Source organism: Fibrobacter sp. UWT3 (assembly GCF_900230125.1).
Taxonomy (GTDB): Bacteria; Fibrobacterota; Fibrobacteria; order Fibrobacterales; family Fibrobacteraceae; genus Fibrobacter.
On the sequence record NZ_OCSS01000001.1, the window covers coordinates 1,731,871 to 1,749,712 of the forward strand.

The following is a 17,842-nucleotide window of genomic DNA, read 5'->3' on the forward strand; positions in this document are numbered from 1 at the left end:
TGAGCCTCCCTATTTAAGCATTTTTTCCAAACACGACTGCGCTGTAAGAGCCACCCGCCGCAAAAGAGATGATTAGAATTTTCTTGAGGTTCGTCGCATCGGCTGCCTTGCTTGTCACGGAACCGTCGCCCGCAATAAAATAGGCGTTGTCGCAAGCAAGTTCGCCGTTCAACAGGAGCGCGGCTTCTGCAGCGGCAAGCGCGGCAGACCCCGCACGGCCTTCACCAACACGTTCCTTGACCTCGAACAGCGGCATCGAGGCGAGTTTATCGCCGAACACACGCTGGAGGGCACCCTTCTCGATGTCGTCAATACGCTTGCAGCCGTTCGCGAATCCGCAGACCGCATCGATATCGGCGGCAGAGAGGCCCGCATCGGCCAGGGCGTCGTTGATAGCCTTGTCGAGCGCCTCGCCGGAACCAGCGAGCTTACCGAACTTCACGTTCTTGCGGCCATGGCCAAACCCAAGCGCATAGCAATAGACCTTCGCGCCGCGGGCCTTCGCGTAATCCTCTTCCTCAAGCATTATCGACACAGAGCCGTCGCCCACCACAAAGCCTTCGTTTTCGGCAAAGGGAGCGACCACATCGCCTGCGGCGACACCGAGCTTCTGGGCGAATTCGGTAATAATCGGCAAATTCTCGTCGGTACCGGTTGCCATCATCGCCTTTTCCTGGCCGTCGTGGATGACATTCATGGAGTAGCCGATGCTGTCGAGACCGGAAAGCGGGCCCGTCGTAATCGTGACGCCGTAGCCCTTGATGCCGGAGCAAATCGAGAGGTAACCGCCGGCGGCGTTGTAAACCGTGTGCGGGAACTTGAACGCAGATCCGCCCGCGTTACCCGCCTCGGCAATCAGTTCTTCAAAGTCGTAGGTGGCACCGAGACCGCCTTCGCTGGTACCCACGATAATGCCGATATCCTTCGCGTTATCGTCGGTCACCTGGAATGCAGAATCCTGCAGGGCGCGCATGCCCGAAACCGTCTGGAGCTGGCCCAGGTTATCGAGCTTGCGGTAGAACGCCATCTTGATGCCAAGTTCCTTGTAATCCTCGAGCGCGATGGTCGAATGCACCGAAGCGCTCTCGGGCATCTTGCCCGCCTTTACGGCATCCAGGTAGGCAGCCTTGCTGTTGCCGAGCGGAGACACGATTCCAAGACCGGTCACCGCAATCTTCTTCGCACTAGCGGACTGGGCGGAAACTTCGCCCGGCACCTTCGAGAACACGATGGCGGCGTTCGTGCCGCCAAAGGCCACGTTGTTGCTCAAGACGCACTTGAGTTCCTTGTGGCGGGCCTTGTTCTGCACAAAGTCGAGAGCGCCCACCTTCTCCTTGAGGGCGGCGGACTGTTCCTCGGTATACGGGAAAGTCGGGAGCACCGTATCGGTCGTGAGGGCCTTGATGCTGAAAACCGCCTCGATGGCACCCGCGGCGCCCAGGCAGTGGCCCGTCATCACCTTCGTGGAACTCACGCTCACATTCGCGTTGTCTTCGCTAAAGAAATTCTTGAAAGCCGTAATTTCAGCATTGTCGTTCTTGCCGGTGCCGGTACCGTGAGCGTTCACGTAACCGATATCGGACTTGTCGATGCCGGAGTTCTTGACGGCGCGGTTGATGGCCTCCATCAGGCACACGCCATCTTCGCGCGGGGCGGTAATGTGGTTCGCGTCGCTCGTAACGCCGGAGCCAAGCACCTCGCAATAAGTCTTCGCGCTGCGCTTCTGGGCATGTTCATAGGATTCCACGATGACAATGCCCGCACCTTCACCGAGCGTAATGCCGTTACAACGGTTAAACGGGGAGCAGCCGTTCTCGTCGAGCGCATGGAGCGAAAGGAATCCGGAATACGGCACGGAAGCGAAGGAATCCGCACCGCCCGCAATCACTACGTCAGCTTTGCCCGCGCGGATGAGGTCGCATGCCACCGCGATAGAAATCGTGCCCGCCGCACACGCATTCGCCACGTTCGTCACGATGCCGCCCGCGCCACAGGTTTCAGCCACCTGGCTTGCGATGGATGCAATCGGCATCTTCGCAATTTCTGCGGCATCGCGTCCGTGCTGGTGATACTGTTCAATGGAAAGCACGCCTCCCACGCAGCTGCCAATGACCACGCTTACGCGCTGGTCGTCGCCAAAATTAGAAAGCCCCGCATCGGTAAGGGCCTCGTTCGCGGCCTTGATGCAGAGCTTGGAGACGCGGTCCTTCTCTTCGGGGGCGTCAATCTGGTCCAGAGTGTCGCACTTGACTTCGGCAGCCAAGTCCGCGTAGCAATTCTTTGTATCTAGGGAAGTCGTCTTGTGGATTCCCGAAACGGATTCCAAAGCACTCTTCCAGGTTTCTTCGACATTGTTACCGACGGCGCAAATTACACCCAGTCCAGTAACTACACAGCGACGTTCATCAGGTGTCATATCTATTCCAAAAAATCAGGTTAGTGGTTGCCACGTCACCTTTAATATCTACACAAGCGCTGGTGATCCCATCGCCTACGGCTCCAGGATAACAGCACCGAAGAATGCGCTTGATAGGGCGACGAATTAAGCCTTGTGGCTTTCGATGTAAGCGGCGATGGTATCGATGCTCTGGAAGTTTTCCTTCGCGACACCGGTCATGGACACGCCGAAGTTGGAATCCACGAAGGAGATGATTTCGAGGGAATCGACGGAATCGAGACCGATTTCTTCGCCAAAGAGCGGGGTGTCGAACTGGAGAACGTCGCCATCTACGCCGAGATCGGACATAAAGAAGGCCTTGAGTTTGCTTTTCATTTCTTCGTTTGCCATTGTTTCCTCTCTAAAAAATGATGAATTTTCCGCACAAAGATAGAAAAAAAATGCCTTTTACTCAAAAAATCAAGCAAATTTCGGATAAAAAGCAAATAACATAGATTAAAGGTAAGCCAAAAGTCCGATTGCCCTAGACTTATTTTTATGAAACATTGATGTAAGTTTGAACAATGCAAAATTTTTTCTACATTTTCGCGCGAAATAATCAAAAAAAGGACAAAATAACCATGTGGGATAAGTCTTATCTCGAGAAACTCAACGAATACAAGGAAAAATCCATTGCGGGCGGCGGAGCCGCACGTGTCGAAAAGCAGCACTCGCAGGGCAAGCTTACCGCCCGCGAACGCCTCGAAATTCTCTTTGACAAGGGCACATTCCGCGAAATCGGCGCCCTCCGCGTTTCTACGAGCCTCGATTTGCCCGAATCCAAGCGCATTTTTGGCGACGGCGTCGTGACCGGCTACGGCAAGGTGAACGGCAGGACCGTCTATGTGGCTTCGCAGGACTTCACCGTTAGCGGCGGCTCCCTCGGGTCTGCCCACGCGAAGAAGATCTGCCAGGCGATGGACCTCGCTCTCGAATCCATGTCCCCGTTCGTGTGCATCAACGACGGCGGTGGCGCCCGCATCGAGGAAGGCGTGAACTCCCTCGACGGCTACAGCGGCATCTTTACCCGCAATACGCTCGCCTCGGGCATCATCCCGCAGATTTCCGTAATCCTCGGACCCTGTGCCGGTGGCGCCTGCTACTCCCCCGCCATTACCGACTTCATTTTCATGACGGAAAAGACGAGCCAGATGTTCATCACGGGCCCGGGCGTCGTGAAGGCCGTGACCGCAGAGACGGTCTCCCCCGAAGGCCTCGGCGGTGCAGGCGTGCACTCCACCAAGTCCGGTGTTTCGCACTTTGTATGTAAGGACGACAAGGAAACCCTCGAAGCCGTGCGCAACCTGCTCAGCTACCTGCCGCAGTCGAACCTCGAGAAGCCTCCCGTCGCCGAAAAGTCGAAGGCCGTCGACAAGTCGAAGGAAATCGAGGAAATCGTCCCCGACAACTTCAAGAAGGGCTACGATGTTCGCGAAGTCATCGCGACTTTCGCCGACAAGGAAAGCTTCCTTGAAATCCAGAAGGACTTCGCCCGCAACGTGGTCATCGGATTTGCACGCATGGACGGTAACGTCGTGGGCATAGTCGCGAACCAGCCGAACTTCATCGCGGGTTCGCTCGACGTGGATGCTAGCGACAAGGCGAGCCGCTTTGTGCGCTTCTGCGACTGCTTCAACATTCCTATCCTCACGCTGGAAGACGTTCCGGGCTACATGCCGGGCACCAAGCAGGAACACAACGGCATCATCCGTCACGGCGCAAAGCTCTTGTACGCCTACGCCGAAGCGACCGTGCCTAAGGTGACGCTTATCCTCCGCAAGGCATACGGTGGCGCCTATATCGCCATGAACAGCAAGAACCTGGGTGCCGACTACGTGTTCGCACTCCCGATTGCACAGCTCGCCGTGATGGGCGCTGAAGGTGCAGTCGACATCCTTCATAGGAAGGAAATCGCCGCCTCCGCCACCCCGCAGGAAACGCGCAAGCAGCTCATTGCCGAATACGAGGCGAAGTACCTCAACCCGTATATCGCCGCGAAGAACGGCTACATCGATGAGGTGATTTCGCCCGCGAACGTGCGCGACCGCCTGGCCACCGCCTTCGACTACCTCAAGAACAAGAAGAAGGCAAGGCTCTGGAGGAAGCACGGGAACATCCCGCTGTAGATTCTATCGCGTGGCCATGCCACGCTCCAGAATGACAGCAAGATAGTCGCTCCTGAATGACAAATAGCCCCGCGAAAGCGGGGCAATTTTTTATGCAAATAGAGCAATGCTTATATGCAAATGGAGCGATGCGCCTCCTTGCTCTTAAGGACTTGTCTAACCCTGAGATGTTTCTGCGAACTTGAGGTTCTCGTAGTTCTTCATCGCGAGGTTCAGGCGGTACTCGTTCGGGAAAAGGCACACGAGGTTACGTTCCTTGTCCATCATGCAGTCCATCGCGTATTCCTCGGCGAACTTGCCCATGTCTTTCTCGGGACCCGACACCCAGCGGATTCCATGAGCCGGAACACGGTCCAACGAAACATCGGCACCATATTCGCTCTGCAGGCGGAACTTGAGCACGTCGAACTGCAACTCGCCCACCACGCCAATCACCGGAATTGCCGACTTGAGCGGTTCATAGAGCTGGGTTGCGCCTTCTTCGCTAAGTTCGGCAAGGCCCTTCGCCATCTGCTTAGACTTAAGCGGGTTCAGAAGCGTCACACGGGCAAAGTGTTCCGGAGCGAAGTCCGGAATGCCCGTGAAGTTCATCTTCTCGCCGTCAGTCAGCGTATCGCCGATGCGGAAAAGTCCAGGGTCGTTGATACCCACGATGTCGCCCGCCCAGGCGTGGTCGATGACTTCCTTGTCCTTCGCAAGGAACGCCGTCGGGGCGGCCAGGCGAATTTCACGACCCGTACGCACATGGAAAACCTTCTCTCCGCGGGTAAAGCTGCCCGAGCAGATGCGCAGGAACGCCGTGCGGTCTCGGTGCTTGGGGTCCATGTTGGCCTGAATCTTGAACACGAACGCACTGAAGTCGTTTTCGTCGGGATTCACCGGACGCTTGTCGGTCTCGCGCACCATCGGGGGCGGAGCAAGTTTGGCAAATGCGTTCAAGAGCTGACGCACGCCAAAGTTGTTCACCGCAGAACCGAAGAACACGGGGCACATCTCCCCCTTCAGGAACTTCTCGTGGTCGAACGGATCCATACCGCCGGTGACCATTTCGTATTCTTCCTTGAACTGTTCCACCCAGTTCTCGCCGCACATTTCCACAAGGCGCGGGTCATCCGGACCTTCCATCTGGATGATTTCCTGGTGGCCTTCTTCCTTGTTGAAGGTATGGAACGTATTCTCGGCGATGGAATACACGCCCTTGAAAAGCTTACCCACGCCAATCGGGAGCGTAAACGGGGCCGTCTTGATATGCAGAACGTTTTCAATCTGGTCGAGCAGGTCGAGCACATGGCGACCGTCAAGGTCCATCTTGTTGATGAACGTGATAATCGGGGTGTGGCGCATGCGGCACACGTCCATGAGCTTTATAGTCTGCTTTTCCACGCCGTTCACGCTATCGATAAGCACGAGGGCAGCATCCACGGCGGTCAGGGCGCGGTAGGTATCTTCACAGAAGTCCTGGTGCCCCGGGGTATCGACGAGGTTGAACATGCAACCTTCGAACGGGAAATTCAAAACGGAAGAGGAAACCGAAATACCGCGCTGCTGCTCGATCTTCATCCAGTCACTCACGGTATAACTGCGGTTCGCCTTCGCGCGCACGTGGCCCGCCTCGCGGATGACGTTCCCGTACCACAGGAACTTCTCAGTGATGGTGGTCTTACCCGCGTCAGGGTGGCTTACGATGGCGAAAGTGCGGCGTTTCTCGATTTCTGCGTTCATAAAGAATCTCGTTTTTTACGCCGCCAAATATAGAAAAATAGAAACTACAACTCTTTGTGCCGGTGCATGGCGCGAATGTTTTTCGGGAGCACTTCCTTGTGCCAGCGAATCCACTCGTCGTAGTATATGTACTGGCGTTCGCGCTGCCTAAAAATTCTTCCGTGAACCACGCGACGCCCGTTCTTTTCTTCCACCGGGATAACAATATGCAGGCATTCGTGATAGACAACTCCCGCCACTGCATACAACGGGCAGTTCGCTGCATCGTAGCCCCTGCTGATGCTTATCAGGTGGAATTCCTCGCCCGTTATCGGGTCCTTGCGCAGGGAATGGAAACTGAGGCCCCCCACACGGTTGCTCCAGGTAATGCGACACTTGAGCTGCTCGTCGAAATACGTATGGTTTATCGCTTCCAGAACCTGATTGAGGTTGAAGTAACGCCCCCTGGGGTTAATGGGCGGGAGCCTTCCCGTACTTTCGAGCGGAGCCTTCCCCTTGTCTACAAGCACCTGGTCCACCGCTTCCCAGAAGCGCGTCACCAAATCCTTGATAATAGCCTTGTTCTTCTGCGTCTTGCGGCGTATCGCATGCTCGGCCCATTCGGCGGCAAGCTCGCGCGCATCGGCAAACTCGGGCGCTTCCATGTACGAAGGGAGCAATACTTCGGGGTGGCCGAACAGGAAGTTCGCCTTGCACCGGATGCTCCTTTTCAAACGTGAATTATACTTGAAGTGCACGAGCCCGTTCGCAGAGCACTTCGATTTGCGGATAGGCGGCGCAGGAGCGATATCCGGAGCGGGAGCCCCGAACAAGTCCATCTGCCCGAACAGGTCGAGCTGTCCGTTCTCGTCTATCACCCGAGCACTCCTTCATACGCATTCAAGGACAGGAGCCCCCCGAAATAGCTTTCCGGGAGTTCCAACCCCGCATAGTGTTCCGAGAGGTCCACCAGCGACTGTTCGATGCTGTCGGGCAAGTAGACGATGTAGCTTTCGTTCCTTTCCGTCTGCAAGTGTTCCGGAGTGCAAAAGCACGGGTCCGTCTGGCTAAAGTACATGCGGCACGAAACCGGGCGCGAAGCATACACACCGCAGTCGCCATTCCTGTCCGAAAACGGGCACGGGCGCCACTGTTCAAAATAATCGTGCAGGGCGTGGTCTTCCGCATCGTCCTCGGAACCAATCGCTTCAAGCCGGTTTTCAAACAAACTATTAAACAGGTCGGAACGGGACTGGCACATTTCCATTACAGAAATAAAGTCTTCGCGTTCGCGCAGTTCCGTGTAGAGCGAAATCAGTTCAAACGGTTCTACCGACATGGGGTAATGATGGCAGCAGTTGCCGCACGCGGGCCTGCACTGGATAGGCTTTTCCTGTTGCGGGAGAACCGCCTTCAGGTAAAGGTCGTAGGCCCTGTGGTACTCCCCTGCAAACGAGATAATGTTCGGCAGTTCGTCTTTTAAGTTGTCTGGACCGATGGCGTACGTCCGGCCAAATTTTGCAGCGACCTTGTCGAGACGGTCGATTTCTGAGCCCAAAAGGGAGCCCATCCGCATCTCGGCGATCTTGTAGGAGCGCGTGGGTAAATAGTCTCTGCAAAGTTCCATTGAGCACAAATATATCTACTATGAGCCCTTTTTGGCAATTTTTTACCGAAAAAAGCGAATTTACTACCAAAAAAAGCCACCCTAAGGCACCCCCGCGTTTTTTTTCGAACAAAGAAAGTTATTTTTTACTTATTGAATTCCCTAGGGAACCGATCTATGAAACGTATTAAAAAACTTTGTCTGTACGCGGCCATCGCACTCTCGACAGGGATTGTTGGCTGCAACCTGTTCAATCCGACTGAATCGGCGAACATCGACTCGACCGACACGGATGCACTGACCTACGAAGGCTACATCCATTTCCGCAATGCGGAGTACACCCTCGCCAGAGAATACTTCGAACGCACGCTTGCCGTGGACTCCACCATCTCCGAGGCGTGGTACGGACTTGCAAAGAGCGTCCTGAACCAGCAGAAGCTGAACGTGTTCGAAATGCTCAAGTACGCAAACAGCAAGGACGGTCAAAGTGCGTTCATGACCATGGACGATTCCACCGCCAACCACTACAAGTCCGGTATCGATTCCGTGATGAAGGTCCTTATCCCGTTTATCGAGAGGGATACCACGGGCCGTACCGACGGCAAGGTGACGTTCAAGACCATCTCGGCCAGTTACACGGTTCTCCACCTCACCAAGGCCGCCCTCTTGCTCAGGAGCAACGCTCAGGACCTGACCAAGCTGTTCAACGTTTCCGGAACCTCCATCAACGTAGACTGGGCCTCCCTGAAAGATGTCGGCGAGAAGTCTGTCGAACTGTTCGAGACCCTCGGTGACATCGGCGGCGCCATCAAGGCCGACCCGACCATCGCGACCGAGGTCATCCGCTCTTACGTACCCGAAGCGGCCCTCCTCAGTGACAGCGGCCTTACCGTCGCTACCGAGGCAATGGCCAGCTACATGGTCACGGCAAGTGAAGCCGTTACGAGCAACGAGGACGCCATTATCGCATACACGAGCATCGGCGACATGATTGACAGGGACGGCGACGGCTGCATCGACGAAGAAATTACAGACGGCTTCGACAACGACGGCGACGGCCTGGTTGACGAAGACATGCGCACGAACAAGGCTCTCGTTTACGAAACGGACTTCTTGCACCACAAGCCCGGCCAGGTGGCATCCATCAAGACCGGCGAAGGTTACGAATACGTGGATATCGACGGTAACGGCACCCCCAACGACGACGCCGAAAGGACGTTCTTCAACCCGAACTCCAACGACCGCGACGCCGCTGGCGACCACAGGATTGCGGCATTCGTTACCGGGTTCAGTTGGAGCGCAACGGGCGAACAGCTCAAGAACGCCATGGACCTCGCCGCAAAGGATACCGACGTGAGCAACATCCAGTATCCTCTCCAGTGGCGCAAGGAAAACATCGGCGGATGCTGGAACAATTATACGGAGGAGGCCTTCCTCAAGTGGTTTGAAGGGAGGAACAAATAATGAAACGAGTTATTGCAGCACTTCTTTCCCTCGGACTAGGAGCGGCGGTCTTTGCCGCAAAAGCACCGACCCACCATTCGCTCCGCGGCGAATCCATGGGTAACGCCCACGTGGCAGTGGTCGACGACAAGGAAGCCATCTATTATAACTACGCAGGCTTGAGCCAGATCAACCGCCTCGGTAACTACGACAAGCGCCCCGAACAGGGCTACTACCCGCGCAACTTCCTCGGTGATGCCCGCATGAACATCGGCGGCGCGGGCCCGTTCGAGACTTATTTCTCCACCTACAACGTGGCGAAGGACCTCCAGAAGCTCTACCAGAACGTGAACGATGCAGCAGCGGAAACCGGCATAGCCCAGAACACGCTCCTCATGGACACGCTCTCTAGCCACCCCGAGCTCATCCACAAGATTAACTCCTACGACCACAAGTACCTCACCATGAAGGTCAAGTTCGACGCGGAACTCGCCATCCACGGGTTCGGCGGTGCAGTCTGGGTCGACGGTAGTGTTGCCCCGTACCTGGACGGCGGCCTTATCCTCCCCTTCCTCGGCGTTGACACGTTCTACGTGGACGGCGTGGTGCAGGGCGGTTTCGCCTACGGGTTTACAGACAAGTTCTCCGTCGGTATCGGCGCGAAGGCTGCAAAGCGCCACAAGGTGGAAGTCATTACGATTGACATTCTCAACTACGGCTCCCTGCAGGACACCCTCGAAGACCGCTACGACGATGCAACCCACAACATCTTTGACTTCAGCTCGATTTCGTTCGGCCTCGATTTCGGCGTGCTCTACCAGCTGACACGTGAATTCCGCGTGGGTGCATCGCTGCGCGACGTGTACTTCAAGGAACTCGCCGGCGACAAGATTACCCCGAACCTGAGCGTGGGCTTCAACTACAGCCCGAGATTCTTCAACAAGAACACGGCATATGCCCGCAAGTTCAACTTCGCCTGCGACTTCGTAGATGCGATAAACGCCGACAAGAACTACAAGGCGCTATCACACCTGAACTTCGGCCTGGAAGTGGAACAGACGCTCCTTGCCTGGCCCGGCTACAACAACGAGCTCCGCGCACTGAGCCTGCGACTTGCCGGCGGTTTCAAGGGCGGTTACCCTTCTGCGGGCGTGAGCCTCGAACTGTTGCGCGTCGTGACACTCGAATTCGCGACCTGGGCAGAAGAACTCGGTTACTACACCGGCCAGGACGAAGAACGTATCTACATGGGCCAGATCAGCCTCGGATTCTAACCCCCGAGCTACATCGTGAGAGTGCTTAGGTCAATACGTATTGCGCTATTGCTTGCCGCAAGCGTTTTTGCCGACGACTTGGTAATGGCGCCGCTATTTACCCCGCAGGCACTAATCGCAAAGCAAATCGCTCCGGGTACATCGAAGATTTTCTCCATCTCGAGCACGTTCGGCGGTTGCGATTCCTGTAACGTGAGCGGCAGGACCGTGCAGAATACAGACCCGCCGGTACTTGTCGATGACGATATTTCGGGCAGTTCGTATTTCCGCATGGATATAACGCCCGTCAGCTACACGTGGCCCTCGACGGCAAATCCCGAAGGGGCGGAAAACTGGTCCGGGCATACCTTCGGGGGCGGTTTTTTCCTGAACTTCCACTACGCCCTCCCCATCGAAGCGGGCGTTGCGCCTTCTGTTGTACAATGGTTTGGCCCCATCTACGTGGGCGCGTCTTACGAACTTTCTTTCGGGCGGTATTACGGCAAGGATAGCGACGGCGATACCGACTTCGACAAGACAAGGCACCTGTTTACCGGAGCCGCCAATTTCGGTGCGGGTTCGATGACGTTCATGAAATTCCACGGGCTCGGATTCGGCCTACACGGCGGCCTGCGACAGTTCCACATCGTGAGTGCGGGTTGTTCCGACTCCGAATCAGACGTTGTCGGCGCGCCCGAATGCACCGCCGATGGCAAGCAGTACCACATCCAAGACTGGATGTTCTATTACGGGATTGACTTTATCGGGTACACGAGCCTCCCCCTGCTGAAAGAGACAAACAGCAAGGGACACGCGGCATACTCCTTCACAATCGAGTCGGGCATTCGCACCGATGACCAGCGCCTGATGTACTGGGCACTGCAATGGAGCTTTATGCTATGATGTACCGACTGCTCACATTGCTTGCCGTAGTCACGCTCCTTTCGGGTTGCAGTTCCATAATGCGTCCGCCTCCGGCCGCAGCCTTCATGGACACCTACAAGAGCGAAAAGTCGCTCAACATGGTTGGCGCATCGGGCTATGGCGGCGATATGCAGAACCGGAAAGAAGATATCGACAGCTACCACCAGATTAGCGAAGAGGAATGGTGGGTCGACGGACATTTCGCGCGATTCCTCAACGGAGGCTATTTTACGCTCGGGCTCGGCATGCAGAGCTTGACCGCCTTCATGCAGGGAGGTTTCGTTTCTCCCTACTTCGGGTTTAACGCGTGGAGCAACATGAACGCGCTGTTCATCCCGATGATAAAGGACGAAGACCGCGGATTCTGGAGCCACTATTCCGGCGGCGCGATGACGATTGAGCAGATTCCCGTAACGCAGAAATGGGCCTTCGGCCTTACGCAGCATGTATCGCGCAACGGCCGTGAAATATACAAGGTCACCACCGACGATGACAGCGGCGCACCCGCTTTTGACAAGCCCCGTCCCAAGTTCTACAAGGAAATGGGCGCAGGTCTCTACGGGCGATACAAGGGCGAAAAAGCAGCATTCTCGCTCGAATTCCGCTACGGCCGCGACATCGATAACGACAACAACCGCTTTGCGCTCACCCTGAGTGTCTGGGGCTTCAGCAAGCCGTTCTTCTCGCCTCACGACTACATGAGAACGCAAGCCGAAGCGTATAACGAAAAGCGAGAAGGCATAAAGGTTGGTTCTGTTTCCGATACCGTCGTCTACAATGTGAAGACAATGGATTCCGTCTACAAGTCACCTTCAAGACTCATGCACAAGATACCCAACCGCTGGTTCAGTGTCCTGGATACCTCGAAGGTCATCTCCAAGGTTTACCCGCTTTCGCCCATCGAGCACAGCATCTATTCCAACGGGATATGCTACGACGAATACGAACGTGAAGTTTGGCTCAGAAAAGACACAGACAACACCATTTTCGCAACCCCGATAGACAACATCGACTACTGCGAAGAGGCCGTGTTGAAATTCCCGTGGTCAACCGTGATTTTCGAAGGCCTGCTGTTTGGCGGAGCGTCCGGCTTGCTGCTCCACAGTTTCGACGCGTTCCTTATCGGCGACCTCGTCGGCTCTACCGCATTCTGGGCTATTTTCAAGGCGGCAGACGTGAAGGTTCCGAAAAATCTCAAGGGTATATGCAAGTTGCAGCATTCCCCCGAAGAACTAGAAGAGTGGCTAAAGCAATACCCCTGCTACGATTCAAACGACAACGAATTCTAGGGTATTTCCCCGAGCGTCGTGTACTGCAAAAGGAAAATCCCCCGCGTCGGCGAGGGACTTCTTGTGTTTAAGGGTTCTCGAGTACTTTGTCTTGTCGCGGACAACCCTTGTCCGTAACGTGGCTCCGTTCTGGGAGCCGTCTATGCGCATCGCTCTGAGCCTTGCGCTTTCTGTTGCGGCATCGGCAACCTTGCCCGCCGCTTTCGCTCTGTTTTTAGCCATAGAGGCCTCCTTAAGGGGCAAATATAAATTATTATCTTTAGTCAGTAAAGGGTTCAAGGTTTCCTTTGAAAGATTCCATTACAGATAGTATTCGCCGTCATGGTTTCAAGCGCCTGCTGCTTGCAGTTTCGGGCGGTCTGGATTCCATTTGTCTTGCGCATTATTTCATTGCAAACCGCGAAACGCTCGGCATCGAATGGCTGGGAATTGCGCACGTACATCACGGGCTGCGCGAAGGGACTGCCGACAGGGATGCAGCATTTGTCGAGGCGTTCGCGCGCAAGTATAACGTTCCATTTTTCTTGAAGAAGCTGGACGGCGAGGCGCTAAAAAATGCAGAAGGCTCGCTCGAAGAAAACGCAAGAGATGCCAGGTACAAGGCACTGATAGAAGTATTCAACGAGACAGGAGATCCCCGCCTGCGCGGGGATGACAATAAGGGCATCATCGTCACGGCTCATCATGCGGGCGACCAGGCGGAAACGATGTACATGCGTCTCCGCCGCGGAACAACCCTTGCCGGCCTCAGGGGAATTCAGGAAATCCGCGTTTTAGGCAATAGCCAGGGCGTTGCGGGGCTGGCGTCTGAAGCCCCGCTAGAGGGGGTGATGGAAGACCGTGCAACGGGCTGCAATCAGGGGGAAACTTCCCCCCTCATCATCAATCATCCATCATCAATCATCCATCATCAATCAAATTTCATCTACCGTCCTTTCCTGAACGTGACGCGCAAGGAACTGCTCGCCTACGCCCGCGAAAACAACCTCACCTGGTGCGAGGACGAGAGCAATACCGACGTGAAATTTGCCCGCAACAAGGTACGGCACGAACTGTTGCCCCAGCTGGAACGGGAATGCCCCGGCGCGGCGGAACAATTCTGCCGGATTGCGGAAATTGCAGACAGGGCTTACGCTAAGGTCATTGCCAAAGGCGAGGCAGTTTTCGACTCGGTCTTGGTTAAGCAAGATCCTTCGACTCCGCTACGCTTCGCTCAGGATGACACTCACACAATCACGCTGGACAAGAAAAAGCTCAATAAAATTCTGCGGGAGCATGCAGATGCAGACCTTTCGGAAATGTTCCGCCTGTGGCTCGCCGAACAAGGGTTCCGCTTCCCCATCGCCTTCTTCTACGGCCCAAAAGAGCCCGCTCACGTCAAAATTCCGCACCGGTCGGCATACCGCAGGCGTTCCGTCGCCAAAATCGGCCATACCATCAAGATTTGCGAGTTTTGCACCCCCAAAGAAGCCCAGAAATTTGTATCTTGCGAGTGAATATATAAAGGATTATAATGAGCCAAATCAAGAAGCCCGCCTCCCCGTTCAAGAATCGGAACTTTATCATTGTTCTTATTATGCTTGTCATGCTGTTCGTGATGTTCCCGCTAACCGGGCAGGACAAGGAACAGAACCTGACTCGCACCGAATTTTTGGCCATGATGGGAGACTCCACCAAGGTCATTACCGAACTTTCGCTGCAGAAGACCCCCGACGGCATCATCATCGAGGGCGCCTACAAGCTTAGCCCCGAAGAAATTGCCGAAGCCGCCAAGAACAAGAGCCCCATCGCGCGCTTTACGCGTTCCGACAATGCTGGTGACACCAAGCACTTTACAAGCCACATGCTCGAAATCTCTAACGAGCAGATTACCGCATGGGAAATGTTCAAGGGCGTGAAGGTAAAGGTCATCCACGAATCGACTACGTGGATAGACACCATCATGGCGTTCCTCCCGGTTCTCCTCATCATTGCGTTCTTCTGGATAATGACGAGCCGCCAGATGGGCGGTGGCGGCAAGAACCCGTTCAGCTTTGGCAAAAGCCAGGCAAAGATTATCGGTAACGACCCGAAGAAGAAGACCACGTTCAACGACGTGGCGGGTTGCGACGAGGCAAAGCAGGACTTGCAGGAACTCGTGGAGTTCTTGAAGGACCCGAAGAAATACGACGAACTCGGTGGACGAATCCCGAAAGGCGCTTTGCTCGTGGGGCCTCCGGGTACAGGCAAGACGCTCCTCGCACGCGCCGTCGCCGGCGAAGCGGGAGTGCCGTTCTTCAGCATGTCAGGTTCGGACTTCGTGGAAATGTTCGTGGGCGTGGGCGCAAGCCGCGTGCGCGACCTGTTCGAGACCGGCAAGAAGAACGCCCCGTGCATCCTGTTTATCGACGAAATCGACGCCGTGGGTCGCCAGCGTGGCGCAGGCCTCGGTGGCGGGCACGACGAACGCGAACAGACACTGAACCAGCTGCTCGTGGAAATGGACGGCTTCGCTGCAAACGAAGGCGTCATCCTGATTGCAGCCACCAACCGCCCCGACGTGCTTGACAAGGCGCTGCTCCGTCCGGGACGCTTCGACCGCCAGATCGTGGTGGGACTGCCCGACCTGAAGGGACGCGAAGAAATCCTGAAGGTGCATTTGAAAAAGCGCAAGGTACCTCTCGACAAGGATGTTGACGTGAGTGCCATCGCGAAGGGAACACCGGGCCTCGCCGGTGCCGACCTCGAGAACCTCGTGAACGAAGCGGCCCTCCTGGCCGCACGGTTCAACAACAAGAAGGTAACGATGCTCGACTTCGAGGAAGCACGCGACAAGCTCAGCATGGGTGCCGAGCGCCGCACGCTCCTGATGACCGACGAAGAGAAGCGCCACACCGCCTACCACGAAGCGGGCCACGCCCTCATGACGCTCCTGTGCAAACACAGCGACCCGCTCCACAAGATTACGATTATCCCGCGCGGCCGCGCTCTCGGCGTCACGATGAGCCTCCCGGAACGCGACCAGGTGAGCTACAGCCGCGAGTACGCCGAAGAACGCATCATGATTATGATGTCGGGCCGCCTTGCAGAACTCATATTCTTCAACCACCAGAGCACGGGTGCAAGCAACGACATCCAGCGCGCCACCGAACTTGCACGCAAGATGGTCACGGAATGGGGCTTCGACGACGAAATCGGGCCGGTATGCTACAGCCGCACCGATGGCGAAGTGTTCCTGGGCCGCGAAATAAGCAAACCGAAGGAAATGTCCGAGATGATGGCCGAGAAGATTGACAACGCGGTCAACAGCCTCATCAAGCGTCTGGATGCAGCCGCACGCAAGCTCATCGAAGAACACAAGGACAAGCTCGTGGACCTCGCCGAAGCGCTGTTCGAGTTCGAAGTTCTCGACCGCGAAGAAATCGACAAGGTCATGGCGGGCGAAAAGCTCACCGGTACCAAGAAGAGCCGCCAGTACCAGGCTCTCGAAGAGATGGCCGAAAAGAAGAAGCGCGAAGAGACTCCCCGCCCGACCCGGGCAAGCAGCCGCCGGTAGCCCCGGTCGCCGATGCGCCCGTTGCCGAAATCAAGCCCGCCCCCGCTGGCGGTGGTTCGGCAGGCTCACCAACCGTTACGCCGTCAGTGAGCGACGGCGAAGCACATTCAACTACAGTCGAACCGCACGAACAGGAAAACTCGTAGATGCTGAAGCCTGTCCTGGAACAAAGTCGCGCCCTCCCCTGGAAAGTCGGGAACAAGGTCATCCCCTGTTCCACGCCTCTCGTGATGGGAATCGTGAACGTGACTCCGGACAGTTTCTTTGACGGCGGCAAGCACAACTCGCCCGAGGCGGCATACGAACATGCGGTATCGCTCCTGCAGCAGGGTGCAGACATTCTCGATATCGGCGGAGAAAGCAGCAGGCCCGGTAGCGCCCCCGTAAGCGAGCAGGAAGAAATGGACCGCGTGTGCCCCGTAGTGGAGGCGCTCGCTCAGCTTGCAAACATTTCGGGAGACCTCGACAATCCGGGTTCCCGCGAGTTCTACATCTCGGTCGATACCGTAAAGTCACGTGTCGCGCGCGAATGCATGAAACTCGGAGCGCACATCATAAACGACATCAGCGCCTGCGCGATGGACCCCGAAATGGCGGGAGTCGTCGCAAGTACCGGCGCAAGCGTGGTACTCAACCACATGCGCGGGACCTTCGGGAACATGCAACAGGATTTCAAGCCCTATGCGAACGTGGTCACGGAAGTGCGCGAAGAACTTGTATCGCGCGCGGAAGCCCTCATCAAGGCGGGCGTCGAGAAGTCCAGAATCTGCATCGACCCCGGCATCGGTTTCGGAAAGACCGCTCAGGACAATATCGACCTGATGAAATCCACCGAAGAATTCCTCGCGGAAGGCTACCCCATCCTTGTGGGCACATCCCGAAAGTCCTATATCGGGAAGATTGCAGGCCTCGAAAAAAGCGACAGGCTCATTCCCACCGTCACTGCAGGCATTATCGCAGTCCTCGGGGGTGCATCCGTACTCCGCGTTCACGACGTGCGGGAGACAAAAGAATCTATACTTTACCTGGAGGCGCTGAAGACCCGTGGTACTGTTTAAACTTTTTGACGTTATCGACGTGAGAATGGCCGACATCCTGGATGTCCTCCTGATTTCCATTCTCCTTTACTACGTGTTCCTGCTGTTCCGCGGCACGCGCGCCGTGCAGATGATCGTGGGTGGCCTTTGCTGATTGTCGCCTGGCTCATCGCCCAGTGGTGGGAACTGCGGAGCATCTCGTGGATTCTCAGTAACCTTACCGGAATCGGCATCATCGCGCTCGTGATTCTTTTCCAGCCCGAAATCCGAAGCGCCCTTACCCGCATAGGCCAAACCATAAGCCGCGCGGACATACGGCAACTGTTCTTCCATTCCAGCGGTCTCGACGAAGTTACCGAATCCATTACGTCTGCAGTGCAGGACCTCGCCAAGAATCATGTGGGTGCGCTCATCGTGCTCGAAAAGCGCGTGGGACTCCGCAACTACGAAGAAACCGGTGAAATCCTGAACGCCCGAATCAGTTCACGCCT

The 17,842-nt window shown here is 56.0% G+C and carries 15 protein-coding genes and 1 pseudogene; 10 read left to right on the forward strand and 6 right to left on the reverse strand.

Translation table 11 applies throughout. The annotated features are described in order from the left end of the window. Positions 1-13: 13 nt before the first annotated feature. On the reverse strand, positions 14-2,416 hold the full coding sequence (locus CRO08_RS07505; protein WP_097035659.1) for a beta-ketoacyl-[acyl-carrier-protein] synthase family protein: 2,403 nt from the start codon (positions 2,414-2,416) through the stop codon (positions 14-16). A 126-nt stretch (positions 2,417-2,542) separates the two neighbouring features. Continuing rightward, on the reverse strand, positions 2,543-2,788 hold the full coding sequence (locus CRO08_RS07510; RefSeq protein WP_072810935.1) for an acyl carrier protein: 246 nt from the start codon (positions 2,786-2,788) through the stop codon (positions 2,543-2,545). Positions 2,789-3,018: 230 nt separating this feature from the next. Here CRO08_RS07510 and CRO08_RS07515 point away from each other — a divergent pair, with 230 nt between their 5' ends. Beyond that, positions 3,019-4,563 carry an acyl-CoA carboxylase subunit beta gene (locus CRO08_RS07515; RefSeq protein WP_072810937.1) on the forward strand — a complete coding sequence of 515 codons (1,545 nt, stop codon included), beginning with the start codon at positions 3,019-3,021 and terminating at the stop codon, positions 4,561-4,563. Between the two features lie 156 nt (positions 4,564-4,719). Here CRO08_RS07515 and CRO08_RS07520 read toward each other — a convergent pair whose 3' ends face one another. From CRO08_RS07520 to CRO08_RS07530, 3 genes are read right to left on the reverse strand one after another with little or no spacing between them, the layout of a single operon-like run. Continuing rightward, entirely contained in the window at positions 4,720-6,285 is a 1,566-nt protein-coding gene (locus CRO08_RS07520) for a peptide chain release factor 3 (protein WP_097035660.1), read from the reverse strand. Between the two features lie 44 nt (positions 6,286-6,329). Continuing rightward, a complete protein-coding gene (locus tag CRO08_RS07525) occupies positions 6,330-7,142 on the reverse strand; it encodes a hypothetical protein (protein WP_255252277.1) in 813 nt (270 codons plus the stop codon). Further along, positions 7,139-7,891: a YkgJ family cysteine cluster protein gene (locus CRO08_RS07530; RefSeq protein WP_097035661.1), complete on the reverse strand. Its 753-nt coding sequence runs from the start codon at positions 7,889-7,891 to the stop codon at positions 7,139-7,141. The genes CRO08_RS07525 and CRO08_RS07530 overlap by 4 nt, the downstream gene beginning before the upstream one ends. 156 nt (positions 7,892-8,047) lie before the next feature. On the opposite strand from CRO08_RS07530, the gene CRO08_RS07535 reads away from it, so the two are divergent. Genes CRO08_RS07535 through CRO08_RS07550 form a run of 4 tightly spaced genes read left to right on the forward strand, consistent with a single transcriptional unit; the run spans position 8,048 to position 12,779 of the window. Then, complete coding sequence (locus tag CRO08_RS07535) at positions 8,048-9,334, forward strand: tetratricopeptide repeat protein (RefSeq protein ID WP_097035662.1); 1,287 nt, start codon at positions 8,048-8,050, stop codon at positions 9,332-9,334. Beyond that, positions 9,334-10,587, forward strand: a complete 1,254-nt coding sequence (locus CRO08_RS07540; protein ID WP_255252278.1) for a hypothetical protein — start codon at positions 9,334-9,336, stop codon at positions 10,585-10,587. The genes CRO08_RS07535 and CRO08_RS07540 overlap by 1 nt, the downstream gene beginning before the upstream one ends. Before the next feature lie 21 nt (positions 10,588-10,608). Next, a complete protein-coding gene (locus CRO08_RS07545; RefSeq protein ID WP_141398273.1) occupies positions 10,609-11,469 on the forward strand; it encodes a hypothetical protein in 861 nt (286 codons plus the stop codon). Further along, positions 11,466-12,779 (forward strand): hypothetical protein, encoded by a 1,314-nt coding sequence (locus tag CRO08_RS07550; protein WP_141398274.1) that lies wholly within the window; start codon positions 11,466-11,468, stop codon positions 12,777-12,779. The genes CRO08_RS07545 and CRO08_RS07550 overlap by 4 nt, the downstream gene beginning before the upstream one ends. Here CRO08_RS07550 and CRO08_RS07555 read toward each other — a convergent pair. Beyond that, positions 12,759-13,001, reverse strand: coding sequence for a hypothetical protein (locus CRO08_RS07555; RefSeq protein ID WP_097035666.1), 243 nt, complete (start codon positions 12,999-13,001; stop codon positions 12,759-12,761). The two genes, CRO08_RS07550 and CRO08_RS07555, sit on opposite strands and share 21 nt — an antisense overlap. Before the next feature lie 65 nt (positions 13,002-13,066). On the opposite strand from CRO08_RS07555, the gene tilS reads away from it, so the two are divergent. From tilS to CRO08_RS07575, 5 genes and pseudogenes are all read left to right on the forward strand, one after another. Next, positions 13,067-14,275, forward strand: coding sequence for a tRNA lysidine(34) synthetase TilS (gene tilS / locus CRO08_RS07560; RefSeq protein ID WP_255252279.1), 1,209 nt, complete (start codon positions 13,067-13,069; stop codon positions 14,273-14,275). 17 nt (positions 14,276-14,292) lie between these two features. After that, positions 14,293-16,314, forward strand: a complete 2,022-nt coding sequence (gene ftsH / locus CRO08_RS07565) for an ATP-dependent zinc metalloprotease FtsH (RefSeq protein WP_303621504.1) — start codon at positions 14,293-14,295, stop codon at positions 16,312-16,314. Between the two features lie 146 nt (positions 16,315-16,460). Then, a complete protein-coding gene (folP, locus tag CRO08_RS07570) occupies positions 16,461-17,372 on the forward strand; it encodes a dihydropteroate synthase (protein WP_097035667.1) in 912 nt (303 codons plus the stop codon). After that, positions 17,359-17,505 (forward strand): hypothetical protein, encoded by a 147-nt coding sequence (locus CRO08_RS17325; RefSeq protein WP_255252280.1) that lies wholly within the window; start codon positions 17,359-17,361, stop codon positions 17,503-17,505. Before folP ends, CRO08_RS17325 begins: the two co-directional genes overlap by 14 nt. Continuing rightward, positions 17,499-17,842: pseudogene (locus tag CRO08_RS07575) on the forward strand (diadenylate cyclase); the annotation flags it as partial. The gene CRO08_RS17325 and the pseudogene CRO08_RS07575, both read left to right, overlap by 7 nt.